This is a genomic window from Clostridium gasigenes (assembly GCF_900104115.1).
Taxonomy (GTDB): Bacteria; Bacillota; Clostridia; order Clostridiales; family Clostridiaceae; genus Clostridium; species Clostridium gasigenes.
The window spans coordinates 17,528-34,005 of the sequence record NZ_FNJM01000014.1 but is presented as its reverse complement, the minus strand read 5'-3'; the positions used below and the strand labels follow the sequence as shown (position 1 = coordinate 34,005).

20 protein-coding genes are annotated in these 16,478 nt (G+C 27.6%); 18 read left to right on the top strand and 2 right to left on the bottom strand.

Annotated elements, in window-relative coordinates; genetic code table 11:
- Window positions 1-113 precede the first annotated feature (113 nt).
- Both BLS77_RS16015 and BLS77_RS16010 read right to left on the bottom strand, forming a co-directional pair.
- The gene (locus tag BLS77_RS16015) at window positions 114-1,067 is read right to left on the bottom strand and encodes a restriction endonuclease subunit S (RefSeq protein ID WP_089972101.1); all 954 of its coding nucleotides are present in this window, start codon (window positions 1,065-1,067) and stop codon (window positions 114-116) included.
- Window positions 1,067-2,902, bottom strand: a complete 1,836-nt coding sequence (locus BLS77_RS16010; RefSeq protein WP_089972098.1) for an HsdM family class I SAM-dependent methyltransferase — start codon at window positions 2,900-2,902, stop codon at window positions 1,067-1,069. The genes BLS77_RS16015 and BLS77_RS16010 overlap by 1 nt, the downstream gene beginning before the upstream one ends.
- Before the next feature lie 134 nt (window positions 2,903-3,036).
- On the opposite strand from BLS77_RS16010, the gene BLS77_RS16005 reads away from it, so the two are divergent.
- The 18 genes from BLS77_RS16005 to BLS77_RS15920 form a co-directional block, all read left to right on the top strand.
- Complete coding sequence (locus BLS77_RS16005; protein ID WP_089972097.1) at window positions 3,037-3,438, top strand: hypothetical protein; 402 nt, start codon at window positions 3,037-3,039, stop codon at window positions 3,436-3,438.
- A gap of 13 nt (window positions 3,439-3,451) precedes the next feature.
- Complete coding sequence (locus BLS77_RS16000) at window positions 3,452-3,778, top strand: hypothetical protein (protein ID WP_089972094.1); 327 nt, start codon at window positions 3,452-3,454, stop codon at window positions 3,776-3,778.
- A gap of 14 nt (window positions 3,779-3,792) precedes the next feature.
- The gene (locus BLS77_RS15995) at window positions 3,793-4,086 is read left to right on the top strand and encodes a hypothetical protein (RefSeq protein ID WP_089972091.1); all 294 of its coding nucleotides are present in this window, start codon (window positions 3,793-3,795) and stop codon (window positions 4,084-4,086) included.
- 261 nt (window positions 4,087-4,347) lie between these two features.
- A complete protein-coding gene (locus BLS77_RS15990) occupies window positions 4,348-4,704 on the top strand; it encodes a hypothetical protein (protein WP_089972088.1) in 357 nt (118 codons plus the stop codon).
- Between the two features lie 205 nt (window positions 4,705-4,909).
- Window positions 4,910-5,188: a Mor transcription activator family protein gene (locus BLS77_RS15985; RefSeq protein ID WP_089972087.1), complete on the top strand. Its 279-nt coding sequence runs from the start codon at window positions 4,910-4,912 to the stop codon at window positions 5,186-5,188.
- 4 nt (window positions 5,189-5,192) lie between these two features.
- On the top strand, window positions 5,193-5,651 hold the full coding sequence (locus BLS77_RS15980; RefSeq protein ID WP_089972084.1) for a TM2 domain-containing protein: 459 nt from the start codon (window positions 5,193-5,195) through the stop codon (window positions 5,649-5,651).
- A 799-nt stretch (window positions 5,652-6,450) separates the two neighbouring features.
- Entirely contained in the window at window positions 6,451-6,753 is a 303-nt protein-coding gene (locus BLS77_RS15975) for a hypothetical protein (RefSeq protein WP_089972083.1), read from the top strand.
- Window positions 6,746-8,479, top strand: coding sequence for a hypothetical protein (locus BLS77_RS15970; protein WP_089972080.1), 1,734 nt, complete (start codon window positions 6,746-6,748; stop codon window positions 8,477-8,479). The genes BLS77_RS15975 and BLS77_RS15970 overlap by 8 nt, the downstream gene beginning before the upstream one ends.
- A gap of 15 nt (window positions 8,480-8,494) precedes the next feature.
- Complete coding sequence (locus BLS77_RS15965; RefSeq protein ID WP_089972078.1) at window positions 8,495-9,061, top strand: hypothetical protein; 567 nt, start codon at window positions 8,495-8,497, stop codon at window positions 9,059-9,061.
- The gene (locus tag BLS77_RS15960; RefSeq protein ID WP_089972076.1) at window positions 9,054-9,437 is read left to right on the top strand and encodes a hypothetical protein; all 384 of its coding nucleotides are present in this window, start codon (window positions 9,054-9,056) and stop codon (window positions 9,435-9,437) included. Before BLS77_RS15965 ends, BLS77_RS15960 begins: the two co-directional genes overlap by 8 nt.
- Before the next feature lie 168 nt (window positions 9,438-9,605).
- Window positions 9,606-9,974 (top strand): hypothetical protein, encoded by a 369-nt coding sequence (locus BLS77_RS15955; RefSeq protein WP_089972075.1) that lies wholly within the window; start codon window positions 9,606-9,608, stop codon window positions 9,972-9,974.
- Between the two features lie 244 nt (window positions 9,975-10,218).
- Window positions 10,219-10,596: a hypothetical protein gene (locus tag BLS77_RS15950; protein ID WP_089972072.1), complete on the top strand. Its 378-nt coding sequence runs from the start codon at window positions 10,219-10,221 to the stop codon at window positions 10,594-10,596.
- Between the two features lie 133 nt (window positions 10,597-10,729).
- Window positions 10,730-12,391 (top strand): recombinase family protein, encoded by a 1,662-nt coding sequence (locus tag BLS77_RS15945; RefSeq protein WP_242874004.1) that lies wholly within the window; start codon window positions 10,730-10,732, stop codon window positions 12,389-12,391.
- A gap of 79 nt (window positions 12,392-12,470) precedes the next feature.
- Window positions 12,471-13,481 carry a hypothetical protein gene (locus BLS77_RS15940; RefSeq protein WP_089972068.1) on the top strand — a complete coding sequence of 337 codons (1,011 nt, stop codon included), beginning with the start codon at window positions 12,471-12,473 and terminating at the stop codon, window positions 13,479-13,481.
- 148 nt (window positions 13,482-13,629) lie between these two features.
- On the top strand, window positions 13,630-14,025 hold the full coding sequence (locus BLS77_RS15935; protein WP_242874003.1) for a GIY-YIG nuclease family protein: 396 nt from the start codon (window positions 13,630-13,632) through the stop codon (window positions 14,023-14,025).
- A 452-nt stretch (window positions 14,026-14,477) separates the two neighbouring features.
- On the top strand, window positions 14,478-14,921 hold the full coding sequence (locus BLS77_RS15930) for a GNAT family N-acetyltransferase (RefSeq protein WP_089972065.1): 444 nt from the start codon (window positions 14,478-14,480) through the stop codon (window positions 14,919-14,921).
- Window positions 14,922-15,043: 122 nt separating this feature from the next.
- The gene (locus BLS77_RS20030; protein WP_175490884.1) at window positions 15,044-15,205 is read left to right on the top strand and encodes a hypothetical protein; all 162 of its coding nucleotides are present in this window, start codon (window positions 15,044-15,046) and stop codon (window positions 15,203-15,205) included.
- A 760-nt stretch (window positions 15,206-15,965) separates the two neighbouring features.
- Window positions 15,966-16,478, top strand: a 513-nt coding sequence (locus BLS77_RS15920; protein WP_207648700.1) for a hypothetical protein, incomplete at its 3' end; no start/stop codon positions are given.

Genomic DNA, 16,478 nt, shown 5'->3' with positions numbered 1-16,478 from the left:
CGGAGGTTTTTACTAAAATTGGATATTGAATAAAAGAATATTTAATAAATTACTATAATAGTATAAAAGATAAAGTCCTCATTATAAAAATAAGAGGACTTTAAAGTTATAGATTACTTTGATTGTATATATTTAGAGAATTTTAAGGTTTTAATATAATCTCTCATATAGTTCCAATCGGGCTTATTGTCAATAGTAATTGGTAATTTTATGAGAGATTGTTCAAGTGGCTCCTTATTCCATTTTCTTCCATAATTATATCTGTGCTTTTCTTGTTTAATTATTGGAATTAAAAACATAGCTATATATATATCTAAAGTGAACTTAGGTTCTAACACTAATACATCTGATGTAGCTACAAAATCAATAGGTTGATAAAATATTTCACCGACACTACCATTTTTAGCAAGTGTAAGTACATTGCCATCATGAGTATAATCACAATTAGTATAGGCTACAATACCATTTTTAAATTGAGTTGAAGAAACAAGGGGTGTTGTCCCAATATCAGATTTTGCTTTGCGAATTAGAGGTCCCTTACCAGTAGTTATCTTAAAAAGTTCATTAATTTTAAAATTATTCCATTTATCCGTATTTAAAATTACAGATAAATTATCATTATAAGGTAATGCAATGTCGTTGTAAGAAGAAGTACTAAATTCACTAATCCATTTAGGTGGAGTATTTGGTACAATTAATTCACCTAGTGTTCTGTTTGCTTGCCTACCAAAATAATATCTATATTTATTACATTTAATACATAAACAATAGTAGACTTTTTCATTAATAGACATTTCTTTTTTTGGGGTAAGGACAGCAATATGGTAACCAGTATAAAATTCATATGATTGAATATTAGTTTCTAAAACACTCATACTACTTAATGCTACAGTAATAAGTCCAGAAGGAAATGGTTTAATGTTAGGAACTGGTTTGACAATAGCAGATACACCGCTATTCTTTGATGTTCTAGAAACAAAAGATATACCATTATCCAATTGAGTTAATGAAGTTAAAATGAAGTTGTTACCATATTGAATGTCGAATAAATCAGATAATTTAGCCATTATTGTAATCTCTCCTTATTAGACATTTTAAAGTTCATGTACTTTTCCATTTCAGATTCGAAATCTTCTTTCGATATAGTGGAATAGTTTGTTTGTAAATAAGCTTCAGCACACCATTCGTCAGTAGCTGTGATTTTATGTTTAACACTGACTCCTAATAGAATATCTTTATTTGTATACATATTAATCCACTCATTTTTGATGCTATTCCACTTATCATTGATATCAATTCGACCATTCATCTTTGTCTTTTCAAATCCATCATCTTTCCAGTAGGCAAACCAGGTTTCCTTATTATTTGGATGTGGTTTCTTTGCTGTAAATACCATTATACAAGTATATGTACCTACTGGATAAAATAAACCATTAGGCATACTCATTACTGCTTCTAAAGTATGTTTTTTTAATAGTCTTCCTTTAGATGGACTATTAAGAATTGCACAGGACATTGGAACAATAGCAAATACTTTTCCATCTTTATTTATACAATCCAAAAGAAATTCAATATATTCTAATTCAGATAACCCATCTCCCTTTTGAGCATAAGGTGGATTTATCATACCAATATCAGCATTAAGACTAGTTAAAAGTCCTTTTAATTCAAAACAATTATCTTGGTAACAGTGTTCCATTGAATACTTTCTTAACAACATATTAGCAGCACTCAAAGTGAACATATTTGGTTGTTGTTCTACACCAATTAGATTCTGGTCTGTTATTTTTTTTATTTTAGTACTATCGTTTCCAGCGAGTTCAATCATTTTGTGAGCACTACTAATTAAAAAACCAGCAGTACCATCACAAATGTCTAAAATCTTGCTATCAGTAGTTAAATCAGCTAAGTCTGCAAATAGTTCTGTAATATGATTAGGTGTAAGAACAATGCCTAAAGCTTTTTTATCACCACCTGTATATCTAAGAAATTCACCGTAAAAATTACCAACTATATCTAAATCATTATATTCTTTAATGAATGGCATTATATGTTCATCAATTTGTTTTACTAATCTTAGTAAAACCCTTTTGTTTATATCTCTGGTATCCTTAGTTAATTCAGGGTGAGTTTTTATAAATGAATAAGAAGTTAATATTTTATCTTGTTTTAGACCTATTATTTTATTGTCATCTAAAATATCTTTTACTGCATCAATCATCTTTTTAGCTAATTTAACATCATTTGTATTAGATTCATAGCTAATCTGGAACGTAGCATCTTCAAGTGCTAGAAGAATAGCACTTACTAGTAGAGGTTTTTCATTTTCAGAGAGTTTTGCATAGTCTCTCATATAATTGTGTAGGGTTTTTGAAAATTTCATTAAATCAAAGGTTTTTTGTTTCTTAATATTCGAATCGTATTTCCAAATTTTAATATAGTCTTGGAGAGATAATACTTTTTCATCAGGTAAACGAGTAATTGTATTTGAAGTTAATCCCTTACCAAGAAAGAAGTTAGAAATTTTTAATTCAGATTCATTCATTCCACTAGCTGCAATTCCAACGACATTGAAATCTTTAGATAAGTATTTCATATAGTGTATTACACCATCAACAGCATAGTCTTTAGGAATATCAAGTGAATTACTTTCATGATATTTTATATCGGCTTTACATTCAGTTATTATAATAAAATTAGGATATCCGTCAATAGTAATTATATGTTCAGGTGCACCTTTACCTGGACCACTTTTACTAGCATTTTTCAAAAGTTTTTTAATTTCAGGATTTAAGCTTTTCTGTTTTTCAATGTGAACTTTTGGAGTAGAATAACCAGTGGCTGAGAAAAGATTATCTAAAAGTTCTTCCGTAACTCGTTCATTTAAATCTTTATTTTTCATTAATAACACCTCATAATTTTATTTGCACTAAAGTCATAACAAAATACTACAACAATTAAATTGAAAAGTCAAGTATGAATATAGTGCAAAAAATAAATATATATTATTATAATGATAATAAAGGAGGTTTAATAATGATTATTATTAACAATGTTAATGAAGTTAATAAATTAAGTAATTTAAAAGGAGGTAATAGTTTATCAATTGAAATAAAAAATAAAATAATTCACTTATATAAGAATTTAGGTAACCAAGAACAAAGCTTGGATAAATTTAAATTAAATAACTATATAGGAGAAATTATAATTTTAAAATATGAAGAAATTAAATTTGAAAAAGATAAATTGATAATTAACTATAATAAAAATTGTATAAAGGAATGTCCATCATGGATAGAAGAAAAGGACTTTGATGGAGTTATTTATTATAATATTTTTATAGTACTTGGATATATGAATTTTGTTGATATATATATAGATAAACAAAATGTATCTAAAGAATTAAAAAAATATATAGAGGCTTTTAAATATAATTGAGGGTGGAATAGTAATGATAAAGATATATAAAAAAGAGCATTTAAAAGCAGTAAATCCAAAATATTCAAAGAAAATCATACAAGAAGTAGATGAAATAATAACACTACTAGATAAAAATTATGGTCCTTATAGAAATGTAGATTTTGACCTTGGAGGTTATGTATTAATACTAGAAGATAAATTAGATGTAGATGATATAAAGAAAGTGTTGCTAAAAGGATTAGAACCAGAATACACAGATATAATAGAAGACTATACATCAAGTTTATACTTACTATCTAGTGATTACTCAATAGTAGTAATAGCAACAGAAGAACTTTCTAAGCTCCTACTAGAATAGAAGGAGGAAATAAGGTGACTAAGAAGATAATCAAGTCAACCAAATACTGTGACATATTAGGTCAAGGAAAAGTAAATGATGCGGAGTACACATATTGCATTGAAAGAATATATATAAAAGCAAAGAAGAGATTTGAGATTAGATTCTGTTTATATAAAGATACTATAACAAGAGAGAATAGATATATACCAAGAAGTCTTGATGTAACAGAGTTAGAGTTAATAGAGCTTATAAAAGCTTCATTAAAAGAAAAGGTGTTTTCAGATGAATTTATTACAATGCTAAAACAAGAACTAAGTAAGAAATAAAGTCCTAATTACTATAAAGAATAGTGATTAGGACTTTTACTATTTTAAGGAGGATTAAAGGATAATGAAATATTTAATATGTGTTGGAGTAATTAAAAAAGGGAAATTAACTATAAAGAATTGTAACAATAAGGAGGTAAAAGCAAATGTTTAAGAAAAATAATAGGTATGTTACTAGAGGAATAAATAATCAAATATCACTACATTTACAACTAATAATGTGGGGATTAATAGAAGAATACTAAAATGGAGGTAAATAAGATGAAAAATCTAAGCAAAAAAAAGTATTTTGAATATGACAGTAAGGATCTTTTAGGAGTAATGAGATTTGATTTCTATGATGGAAGATTAGCTAATCAATGGAATCCAAGAGAATTAGTAGTTGAATTAAGTAATAAGAAGCAAATAGATTTAAAGAAGCTACAAGAGGATTTAAATCATATACAATTCGATTTAATAAATACCTATGAAAAAGTTGTAGAGCTATGCGAGGGTACAGGCTATGATAATGAAAAACTTCTATACATTGACTTTGAAATTGCTAAGTATGTAATTAAGTTAATACCAGTCAAAGACTGTTATTCATATATTTATACATATTTAAAGGAGGTGAAATAGATGGGGTTTTCAACAATATTAAAGATTTTAGGTGCAGTATGTACTGTTGTAGCGACAGGAATAGAGGCTAACAAGTAAATAATAAATATTAATTTATTATGTGATTTTACAAGATAAAATCACAACTATAATCAGCATTACAAAGAATCTAAGACAGGTTATTATTTAATTAGAGCTGAAAAAGGAGGTTATATAAATAGAATGTATGAAGAAAAAAAGTGAAAATTATAGTGGCATTTATAAAGATATGATTGAAGTTTTAGGAGAAGATATTACATTTAAAATCTATGAGAATTACAGAGGACAACAGGTAACGTTTCCGATGAGATTACATTCTAAGAACTACATAATAGAATATCTAATAAAACACTATAATGGAAATAATCTAAAGCAACTATCTAGGGAGCTTGGATATACTTGCAACTGGTTACAACAAGTAATAAATAAAATTGAAGTTAAAAATAATGTGAAAACGGAGGAATAAAAAAATGTATTGTAGAGAATGTGGGGAACAAATAACTAATGAAAAGGCAGTAATATGCATTAAATGTGCGACAAATAAAGGACAAGGTGAAAAATTCTGTCCTGACTGTGGGGTAGAGGTAAAGAATAAAGGCGCAGAGGTCTGCTTAAATTGTGGGATAAGATTAAAAGGATCAATGAACAACTTCACAAATCAAATAAAGAACGCTACAAATAATAGTAGTTCTACTAATAACAATAATAAAATAGTAGCAGGACTATTATCCATATTCTTAGGGGCAATGGGGATACATAGATTCTATCTAGGATATAAAGAAATAGGGTTTATGCAATTAGGCTTATTTGCAATAGCAATGTTATTCTTTGAACCAGTACTTCTGGGATGCTGGATATGGGCTATAATTGATGCAATACAAATATTTACAGGTAAGTTACCTAATTCTAATGGTACTGAATTAGTATAGTACAAGCAATTATATATAAATAATACGAAGTCTTAATCTATTTAAATATAGATTAAGACTTTATTTTTTTTTCTACGAGATAGATACTAGATAATTAAATACAATTGTAAAAAAAGAATAACTAGGGTAGAAATAAGCAAAGCTAGAAAGTAAGGGCACAAAAATGCACAAGTGAAGAAAAAAGCTCAATAAACAGGCTAAACGATTGAAATCCAATAGGATAAGAACTAAATACAATTCAAAAGTAGAGGGGAAAAATAAACTGTAGGATATAGATTAATTGATATAAATAGATGTAGGGAAGAATATAGGTTGAAATTAAATAAGAAAATACAATCGGGAGTAAATAGTACAAATCATAAGTATATAAAAGTTGCACCAAAATTACAAATAAACAAGTAAATGTAATAAATAAAATAAATATACAATTAATTTGAATATAAATACATAAAAACATATAAATGGAACCAAGGAAGTCCTATAGTGAATAGATAAAGAAATTTTTAGGCAAGTAACTCTAGCAAGGATATATATAGTTAAAAATACAAATTAAGTAAGGTTGAAGTTGAGACGGAATATATGTCAATTTGTTCAGACGAGGTCTGGATGATTTGATAGAAGCTATAATAAATATTATTATAAGCATCATGATAGTAATAAATTATTCATAATCCCGTCAAGCCCATCAAAATAAATATAAGAAAAATAAATATAAGAAATATAAGAAATATAAGAAATATAAATATAAGAAATAATTAACGGGCTTGAGGGGCACAAGATAAAAAAGGAGAGGATATATATGATCAAAAGAAAAGAAATATTAGTAAAGGTAAGAGTGGTAGCTGAGAATAGAGGGATTGTAGATAACTTGCTAAATTTCAATAATAGAAATATGAGTAAGGTGAATATTAATTCTTGTAAAGAAGTAGGACAAGTAGTAGAAGTTGCTGTAAATATGATAGTAAATGGAGGATATGAAGAAGCTATTAAAGTTATAAGGAAGTTAAATACTTTTCTTACTAATAAAACGCTTAATTATAAGTATGGGTATTCAGAAATAATAACTACTCCATCAACTTATGAGGTGACTGTAAATGAATAAAAATGATGTTAGAAATATTTTGGGTAGAGATGGGTATAAGTGTACTGAAGATGGACAAATCGTAAATAATAAAAACTCGCCAGTTACGAATATTATAATTATTCCAAAGAGGCAAGTTAGATTTATTAGAAATGGGATGTATGAAATATATATTGTAGTATCAGTTGTTATTGATGGTGATAGGGAGGTTGATGATATTAAGTTATCAGCTTCAGAGGTATCTAATTTAAAATGGGTACCTTCCTACCTCGGTATGGATGCAATAATATATCCAGGTAAAGAAAAAGATTTTTTACTAATTATAAAGAAATTATTTAGATATGTAGAAACTATTGAACAATATAGCAATACAGGGTGGGTAAAGAGTGGGAATGGTGAATATGAATATTTAGATTATGATGGAGCAATCGGAGAAGAAACTATTGATGTTGAGATGGATGAGCATTTTAGAAATTATAAGATATCAAGAAAGGAATCAGATGTTTCATTAGCAACACAAAAAAGCTTGGATTTATTAAATGTAGTAGATGAAGGAATAGCTTACATATTATTAGGATTAGTTTATTTATGTCCACTTCTAGAGTTTATTGGGAAAATATTGAAGTTGCCAGAATTTGTTGTGTGGCTGTACGGGTTTACAGGAACTCGTAAAACTACAATAGGTAAGTTGTTTTTATCTCATTTCGGCAGTTTTGAAAATAGAGTTACAGCAAGTTTTAATGATACATATTCATCAATAGAATTGAAATCATATAAGTTAAAGGATTCATTAATGATACTTGATGATTTTTGTCCTCAACAAAGTCATAAGGAAACTCAAAATATTAATACTGTTGCTGAAAGAATTGTAAGAGCTTATGGAGATAGAACATCAAGAGGTAGGTTAACAGTTACGATGGAAAGTCAAACGCAGTTTATACCTAGGGGGATGACACTTATAACTGGAGAATCAATTGTACCAGGAAATTCAACAGTAGCAAGGTTATTACCAATAGAATTAAAGCAAGATAGTGTAAATTTAGAAGCATTAACTGAAGCACAACGAAATACTGAATTGTTATCAATTAGTATGAGAACGTATATCTTATGGATAAAGAAAGAAGTTAATAATAATTACGAGGAGTTCCTAGAAGCAATAAAAGCCAATTATTACTATTATTTAAATGAAATAAGAGAGAAGGCGATTATGACACATGGAAGAACTTATGAATCTTTTGCATGGTTGTTAGTTGGATTAGATATGATGTACCAATTCTACGTTGAGGTTGGAATAATTACAGCAGAAAAAGCTGATGAATCTATAGAACATGCAAAGTTAGAATTCTTAGAGCACATAAAAAACAAACATGAAAATTCTAAGGCAGATGATCCAGTTGAGTTATTCCTAGAAACTATAAAGGAATTAATAACAAGCAAGTCTGTAACAATGAAAAATCTAGAAACTGGTGAAGTGGTAGGAAATCAATATAAGTCTATTGATGGGTTTTATGATTCAGAATACTACTATTTTAATTCAAATAATATTTATGGGATCGTAAGAAGTAAGTTACAAAGAGCTGGTGTATATCTACAACTACCAATAAAAGGATTGCTTAAAGCACTTGCAGATAGAAGGGTAATTAAGGTAGAAGATAAAAATAATTTACCTAAAAAGACTATAAGAAATGATGATGGAAGTAATTCAAGACCAAGAATGTTACATATAAAAAAAGAATATTTAGATTAAAGGAGGAATATTTTTGTGAGAAATGAGACGAAAAGGAATTATTTTGAAAAAACTAAAAATGGTGAATGTATTAAGCTAGAGAAAAATAATAAGACTTACAAAATAGGAGATATTACAGCACTTGTACCATTTAAAGAGGTAACTAGCGAGGAATTGCTACCTCTTAGGTACGTTATAGATTTAGAGGTGTATGATTTACCTAAAAAAGAAAAAATCGATGAAAATTTAGAAGAACTCAAATCTTATGTAGAGACTTTAAAGGTAAAACCTAAAATGATTTATATAGAGGCTTATTATTTTAGAGTAGTTTGGAGGAATAATGCAAAAGAAATAATTTGGACAGCCGTAGATCTTAAAAAAATATTTAAGGAGTTTAAAAAATACATATGTAAAATTGGGATTGAAGGAATGAAACTTGATGAAAGATTTACGTTAGATAATGGTAATATTAATGAAAAGGATGTAGAGGTAAATGCGAAATATGAATTTAATATTAATGATTTTAATAATGAAACTAAAGAGGTAACGGTAATAGATTTTATTGAAGAAATAAGTTATAAAGGATGGCGTTCAAATGATTAATAAGGAGTTTTATTTATATAAGGATAAGGTAAATAAAATTAAAAGAAAAGAAAGTAATATAATGTTAATTTATATGATTATGTTTACTGATACATGTCATAGGTGGACAGGTGACTATGAGCAGTTGGTAAGTCAATTACTTGTATGTCAAAAAAGAATTGGATTAATTCCAAAATGGAAGGATTGGCACAATGATGAGAGGATGTTTATTAATACTCTAAAACAAATTAAAGGGAATTTAGAAATTAGAGGCATCAGGATTTTTACAAGTAATAAGAATGGAAAAACATACATAACAGTCAGTAAAAATATTGATGATAATTTTTCATATTATTTTTTAAATGAGAGCTATATGGAGAACTTGTTTGTTGAATAGCCTATAAGATAGTAAACATAATAGAATAAGAAATTTTAAATGTTTAAGATATTAATTACGCTATTAAAATAATAGAATAGCGTAATTAACGAGTTTAATAAGTAAGCAGAGTGAGATTTCAGAAAGGTTTAGAGCTAAAATACATACTGAAAAAGGAGTAATGTTAAGATGAATGATTTAAATAAATTAAGTAATAAGAGAATAGGATTATATATGAGGAAGGAAAAAAAATCAGAAAATTTTTCAACAGGTTATGGAAGATTGCAATGGTTAAGATGTGAACTTGGGGAACATAGAGGAGAGATTGAGTTATACATAGATGAATATGATAGTAGTAGTAAGCTTAAAGAATTAATTAATGATATAAGAAGTGAAAAGATAGAAGTGCTTATGATATGGTCGGTTAATGACATTGAAGAATTTATATTTCCAAGTATAGCAGTAGGTTGTTATTTGAGGCAGATTTCAATAATAAGTTTTTGTGAATCATTAACAGGACTTAATAAGGTAGTAGCTAAGTATAGTAGGGCTTTTTAATGGAAAATATTAAATAGCTAATTAAGGCGGTGATTTAAAATGGACAAGTCAAAAAAGGTTGATGAAATTCTTAATATACTGTCAAAGGTAATATTAGAGTACATTAAAGAAGATAAAGTACATAGTAATTATAAAAAGTAATTAAAGATAATATTTAAACTGGTATGGCTAATAGCCATACCAGTGTAATAAACATAGGTTCAGATATATATTATAAATAAGATGAATAAAGGGAGCTGTTAATATGATAAACAATGCTAGAATACTTAAGGAAAATGTACTAATAAACTTGAATTATGATGTAAAAAGGTTAGAAGTGTGGAAAGAAGAAGAGGGTATTATATATAGGTATCATACAATAATAATACCAATGGATGCAATAGGAGATGAGATAGATTTAAATGCAATAGATAAAGAGTTTTTTGATGGAGTTCATACTACTAAGATATCAAAAACCGAAGTTTCACTATTCTTTTCGCAGTCGGTTTCAAACCATGTAGTTACGATAAAAGAAATGTATAAAGAAATAAATAATACAGTGAGGGATATAAGTACTATATTAGATAAATTTAATATAAATGATTATAGGTTAATATGTGATTTTTATTCTGAAATAGAGTAGTAGGATTAATAAGTTAATGATAATTTATAATGCAAATATGATTTTTTTAGAAGCTATAAAAGAGAATTCTAAGATTAATTTCTTGGAATTCTTAAAAAAGAATATATTATTTTAACATATGGAGGTAACAACAATGGATGAAATAAAAAAAATGGCAATTTATACCAGGGTATCTACAATTGAGCAGGCTGAAGAGGGTTACAGTATAGATGAACAACAAAGGTTACTAAATGAATACTGCAAAAAGATGGGATATGAAGTTTATAAGTGTTATTCGGATAGAGGTATAAGTGGTAAAAATATTAAGAGTAGACCTGCATTAAAAGAGTTGTTAAAGGATGCAGAAGATAAAAAGTTTACAAATGTAATTTCATGGAAAATTAACCGTGTAAGTAGAAAACTATCAGATGTTTTAAAGATAGTTGATATATTAGAGCAGAATAATATAACTTTCAAGTCATATTCAGAGCCATTTGAAACTGATACACCAGCAGGAAAAATGCAATTCCAAATGATGGCATTAATAGGAGAATTTGAGAGAAGTACGATTTCGCAGAATATAAAAATGGGTATGTGTGCTAAGGCAAAATCTGGAAATTGGTGTGGAGGAAGAGTTTTAGGCTATGATTTAATGGTAGTAGAGGGATTAGAAGGAGCTAAAAGAAGAAAAACTAAACTGACTATTAATGAAAAAGAATCAGAAACAGTAAGATTTATCTTTAATGAATACTATAAAGGTAAGGGATATAAGGCTATTACTAATCAGATAAATAAGTTAGAGTATAAAACTAAACTAGGGAATAACTTCTCAGTGGGTTCAATAAGAGATATACTTACTAATCCTGTTTATATAGGAAAAGTTAGATATAATGTTAGACAGAATTGGTCTGAGAAAAGAAGAAGAAACATAAACCCTAATCCAATAATAGTAGATGGACTACATAAAGGTATAATTGATATTGATATATGGGATAAAGTTCAAGATTTACTTGAATCAAAGAAGGGTAAGCCATCAAGAATATATGATGGTGAATATCCACTAACAGGAATATTAAGATGTCCTAAGTGTGGAGCTGGAATGGTAATATCAAGAACTACTAATACATTAGTGGACGGAACTAAGAAGAGAATAGTTTACTATGCATGTGGTAATTGGAAAAATAAAGGTATAGCAGTATGTAACAGTAATACAATAAGAGTAGATAAAGCTAATGAATATGTGTTTAATAAGCTTTCAGAACTGTTATCTAATGAAAAAATGGTCAAAAGTATAGTAAGTAATGTTAATAAAGAAAGAGTTAATAAAGTAAATCCATCTAAGAAAGAGTTGCAACAGATTGACAAGGAGCTAGAAAAGCTAGATAAAAAAAGAAGCAAGATTTTTGAAGCATACGAAGATGAAATATTAACTAAGGAAGAGTTTCAATCTAGAAAGCAAGAGTTAGATGAAAGATCAAAGAAGCTTCAAGAAGAGAAAGCACCATTATTAGTTACTTTATCAGATGATGTCAGTGAAGCAATACCCTATGACTTTATTAAAAGCATATTAGAGAATTTTAGTAAAGTCTTAACAGGAAATGTATCAAGGGAACAACAGAAGAAATTGTTACATATGATAATTTCAGAAATAACAATTAATGAACTAAGGGAAATTGATTCAATAAAACTTAATATAAATGATAGCTTAGTTGACTATCTAAGCAAGGAAGAAGGAGTATCTTTAATGGGTACTCCTTCTTCTTTTGCATTAAGAAATATTGGGATAAATACATTGAATTTAGATATTGCTATATAAAAAATGCAAAAGATTGTTGGATTTGATATAATAATGTATACTAAAAGTAAAAATATATAATAACACCTAAGGAGGAATTATGGAGAATATTTCTAAATATGATATAAATGGATTATTATTTAAAATGCCCTTATATGAAAAGTTAAATATAGGTATTACAAAAATACAGAAGATTGGTAGAAGTGAAACTAGATTTGAAAATTTTATGGAGTATGAGGAAGAAATTTATGAAGAAAAATATCCAAAAGATTTTGATGAAATTATAGATTTTTTATTATATGAAGATGATATATATGGGTATTGTAATAAGTGTAAAAAGGAAAATTCGTTAAAGTCAGTAAAGATAAACGTAGATGAAAGATTATTAGAAAGAACTTTACATGGACAATATGGCGATGATTTTGATGATTATGATGATTATAGGGCAATGTTTAAATTAAATGATAGAATAGATATCTTACTAAAAAAACACGAGTATTTTACTAAATCAGTAAATTGCTCACATAAGGGTAATCATAAGCAAATATTTATATATAAGTTAGAGCTTCAATATGGGGAAAATGAGGAAAAAAAATTAATATTACAGAAAATAGGACAAGACCCATCTAATATTGAGTTTCATAACCATAATATTAGAGATAAATACAGCAAATATAAAAATTATAAAAATATTAAATCAGATTTGAATAAAGCAGTAATATCTTATGAAAACAATTTTGCTGTTGGAGGATTTTTATATTTAAGAAGGGTTTTAGAAAAAATAGTTGATTATAAATATGAAGAAGTAAAATGTAATATAAATGTTGATAACCAAGCTAGGTATGAAGAAAAAAAAGTTAAATTCATAGAAAAGATAGATATATTAAAAGCTGAATTACCAGAACATTTAACTGAAAATACATATATTTATAGTATTTTAAGTGCTGGTGTGCATAGTTTGACAGAAGAAGAGTGCTCAGAATATTTCTCTGTTGTGGAAAAGTCTGTATACTTTATTCTTGATGAGCTATTACAGCTACAAAAAAGAAATAAATTAAATAAAAAAATACAAAAAGATTTAAACATAATTAATTCTAAGATAAAAAAGTAGTAGTTACTAAAATTGGATAAGGTATGTTTAATTTACTATAATGAGTTGAGGGGTAATTATAGATAAATTATATATTGAATATTATAATAAAGGTATTAATTTTATCCTAGAGATAAATTAGAATTTATTAAAGAAGGAGGTTATATAGTTGAAAAAAACAAATATGAATATTAGAATCGACTTTTTTCAAAGCGATTTAATTCAAGCGATAGGTGCTGGTATCTATGAGATTAGTATATACAAAAATAACCAATCTAAGGTTCTTTATATAGGTGAATCAGTTTTTGTTTTAGTACGATGTGCATCACATTTATATGAGTTAAATAAGAAGCCAGAATATTTTGGCTTTACAGAAGAAACAATCGGAGACTCAAGTGTAACATTGAAATTTAGGTTACTTGAAAAAGAGGATAAGAAAGACTTACGAAAAAAACGAGAAACGGAGTTAATCAAAGACAAAAAACCATTGAGCCAAAGTGGAATTAGTGATTACCAAAAAAGCGTAGAAGATAAAATTTTAGAACTTACAAGTTTTTTAAATTAAAATACTTGAAAATAAAAAGAAAATGATAACATTAATAAAATAAGCAACAAAGATAAATTACATTGTAACTAATAGATAAACATAATATAAAAACCTCACTTAATACTGATACGGAGAACCTTATCATAAATAAATGAGGTTTATAGCCTTAGGTATTGATATGACTTGCCTAGGGGTATTTTTATAAGTAATAATATTAAGTAAAAGACAAATAGGAATTTATCAACTAGTTTAAATCCACTATTGCTTAAAAGCTAATTCTATGATACTATGTGTAATAATTAAATAATATGATGCTTATTCTTATCCCCGGGTAAGAATGTTAAAAAGCACTGAGTGTTATTCCATTAGGGCCTTTTTAAGGAGGAATAAGACTCAGTGCTTTTGTGTTTATTAGGGGAATTTAAGTATTATATTAAAATCTAATATTTGATGTAGATGGAGGTAATTTAATGAATTGGAACATTAAAAAATTTAATCAATTTAAGGTTGAAGAAATATACAAAATTTTAGCATTAAGAAATAAAGTATTTATTGTAGAACAGGAGTGTGCATACCTTGACTGTGATGATAAAGATTTAAAATCATATCATCTATTTTCTGAAGAAAATGGAGAAGTAGTTGCATACCTAAGAATTTTGGAGAAGGGAGTTTCTTACGATGAAATATCAATAGGAAGAGTAGCCGTAAAAAAAGATTATCGTGGTAAAGGAATTTCAAGAGAGATGATGTTAAAAGCTATTGAGTTTATAGAAAACAATTTAAAAGAAGAAACTATTAAAATTCAAGCACAAGTATATTTACTAAATTTTTATAGTAGTCTTGGCTTTAAAGCAGTTTCAGAAGAATATCTAGAGGATAATATTCCACATATAGATATGATATATAAAAAATAAATGATGTAATCAAATATAGCTACTATCAATTTATCACAATATAGTAATCTTTTTGTATTAAGGAGGGCAATATTATAACTAAAGAGTATAATTATTTACCAGAAGAATCAAAAAAATAAGAAATGAGGTGTTTGTTAAAAGACAACTTAACTATTGAAATTTCAAGCATCAATATAGCAAATATTTTATTTGGATTAGTTGTAGTTGGTATTGAAGGGGGATATATTATTATGTATCGTTTTGAATGGAAAATAAGTAAAGGTGCTCTTATAGCCAATATATGAATAGCAATCCTTAGAACATTTATTTTGTTTTAGGGTTATTAGATGAAATTAATTGAAGATTAATTAAGAAAAAGTGCTACTATTTGCAGGATGGGGCACTTTTTTCTTTGCTTTTAACTTCTATACCAAGACCAAGGAATTTAATCTTAATTTTTAAATGATGTATAAAAAGATTATGTTTTAGAATTATGCCATAATTATGAAGAATATATACACAAGAATAGAATGGAAAAACCTCACTTGGAGTAGTTACGGAGAACTGTATCAATTACAAGTGCGGTTTTTACTTAAATTAGATATGTATTATTTTATAAAGGAAAGTATTATTATATTTATAAAAATTATTTAAATAATATTAGTAGTTTTATAAGAAAAACCGATGTAAATAGTTATTTTATTTACATCGGGTACATAAGGAAGTCAGGATTATATGTACTTAGAAGGAGTTATGAAATTTGAATGTAGTAGATTAGCTGGTATTAAAAAAATCTGGAGCGTACCAATAAAACTCACGATGTTAGAGAGAAAGCTTATATAATCACTTTTTATGATGGATATTAGGGTAATTTAATTAAATAATATTTATAATGATATAATATAGATAGGAGTTGATAATATGGATAAAAAAATGATATCTTTATTAAATCAATTATTAGAAGTACGAAGAACACACAGATTTTAAAAGTGATAAGATTGAAAGAAAAGTAGATTCAGTTGTGGAGAATTGGTAACGATAAAAGTGTACTGAAGGGGATGTAATATGAATGATAATTTTTATAGACCGGTAACAGATCAACTGGAAATAAGATTTAAAGAAAGTGAAGAGAAAGCAAAATGGGCTGCAGAGTTAGTTATTGCGAATAAAGAACTTGCCTTTCAAAGTAGGGAGAAGGCGGACAGGGCAGCAGAGTTAATAATAGCTAATAAGGAGCTTGCTTTCCAAAGAGGAGAGAAAGCAGAGAGGGCAGCAGAGTTGATAATTGCGAATAAAGAACTTGTCTTTCAAAGTAGAGAAAAAGCAGATAGGGCAGCAGAGTTAATCATAGCTAACAAGGAGCTTGCTTTCCAAAGTGGAGAGAAAGCAGACCGGGCTGCAGAGTTAATCATAGCTAATAAAGAGCTTGCCTTTCAAAGCGGGGAAAAAGCAGAGAGGGCGGCGGAGTTAATCATAGCTAATAAAGAGCTTGCCTTTCAAAGTGGAGAGAAAGCAGATAGGGCAGCAGAGTTGATCATAGCTAATAAAGAGCTTGCATTTCAAAGCGGAGAGAAAGCA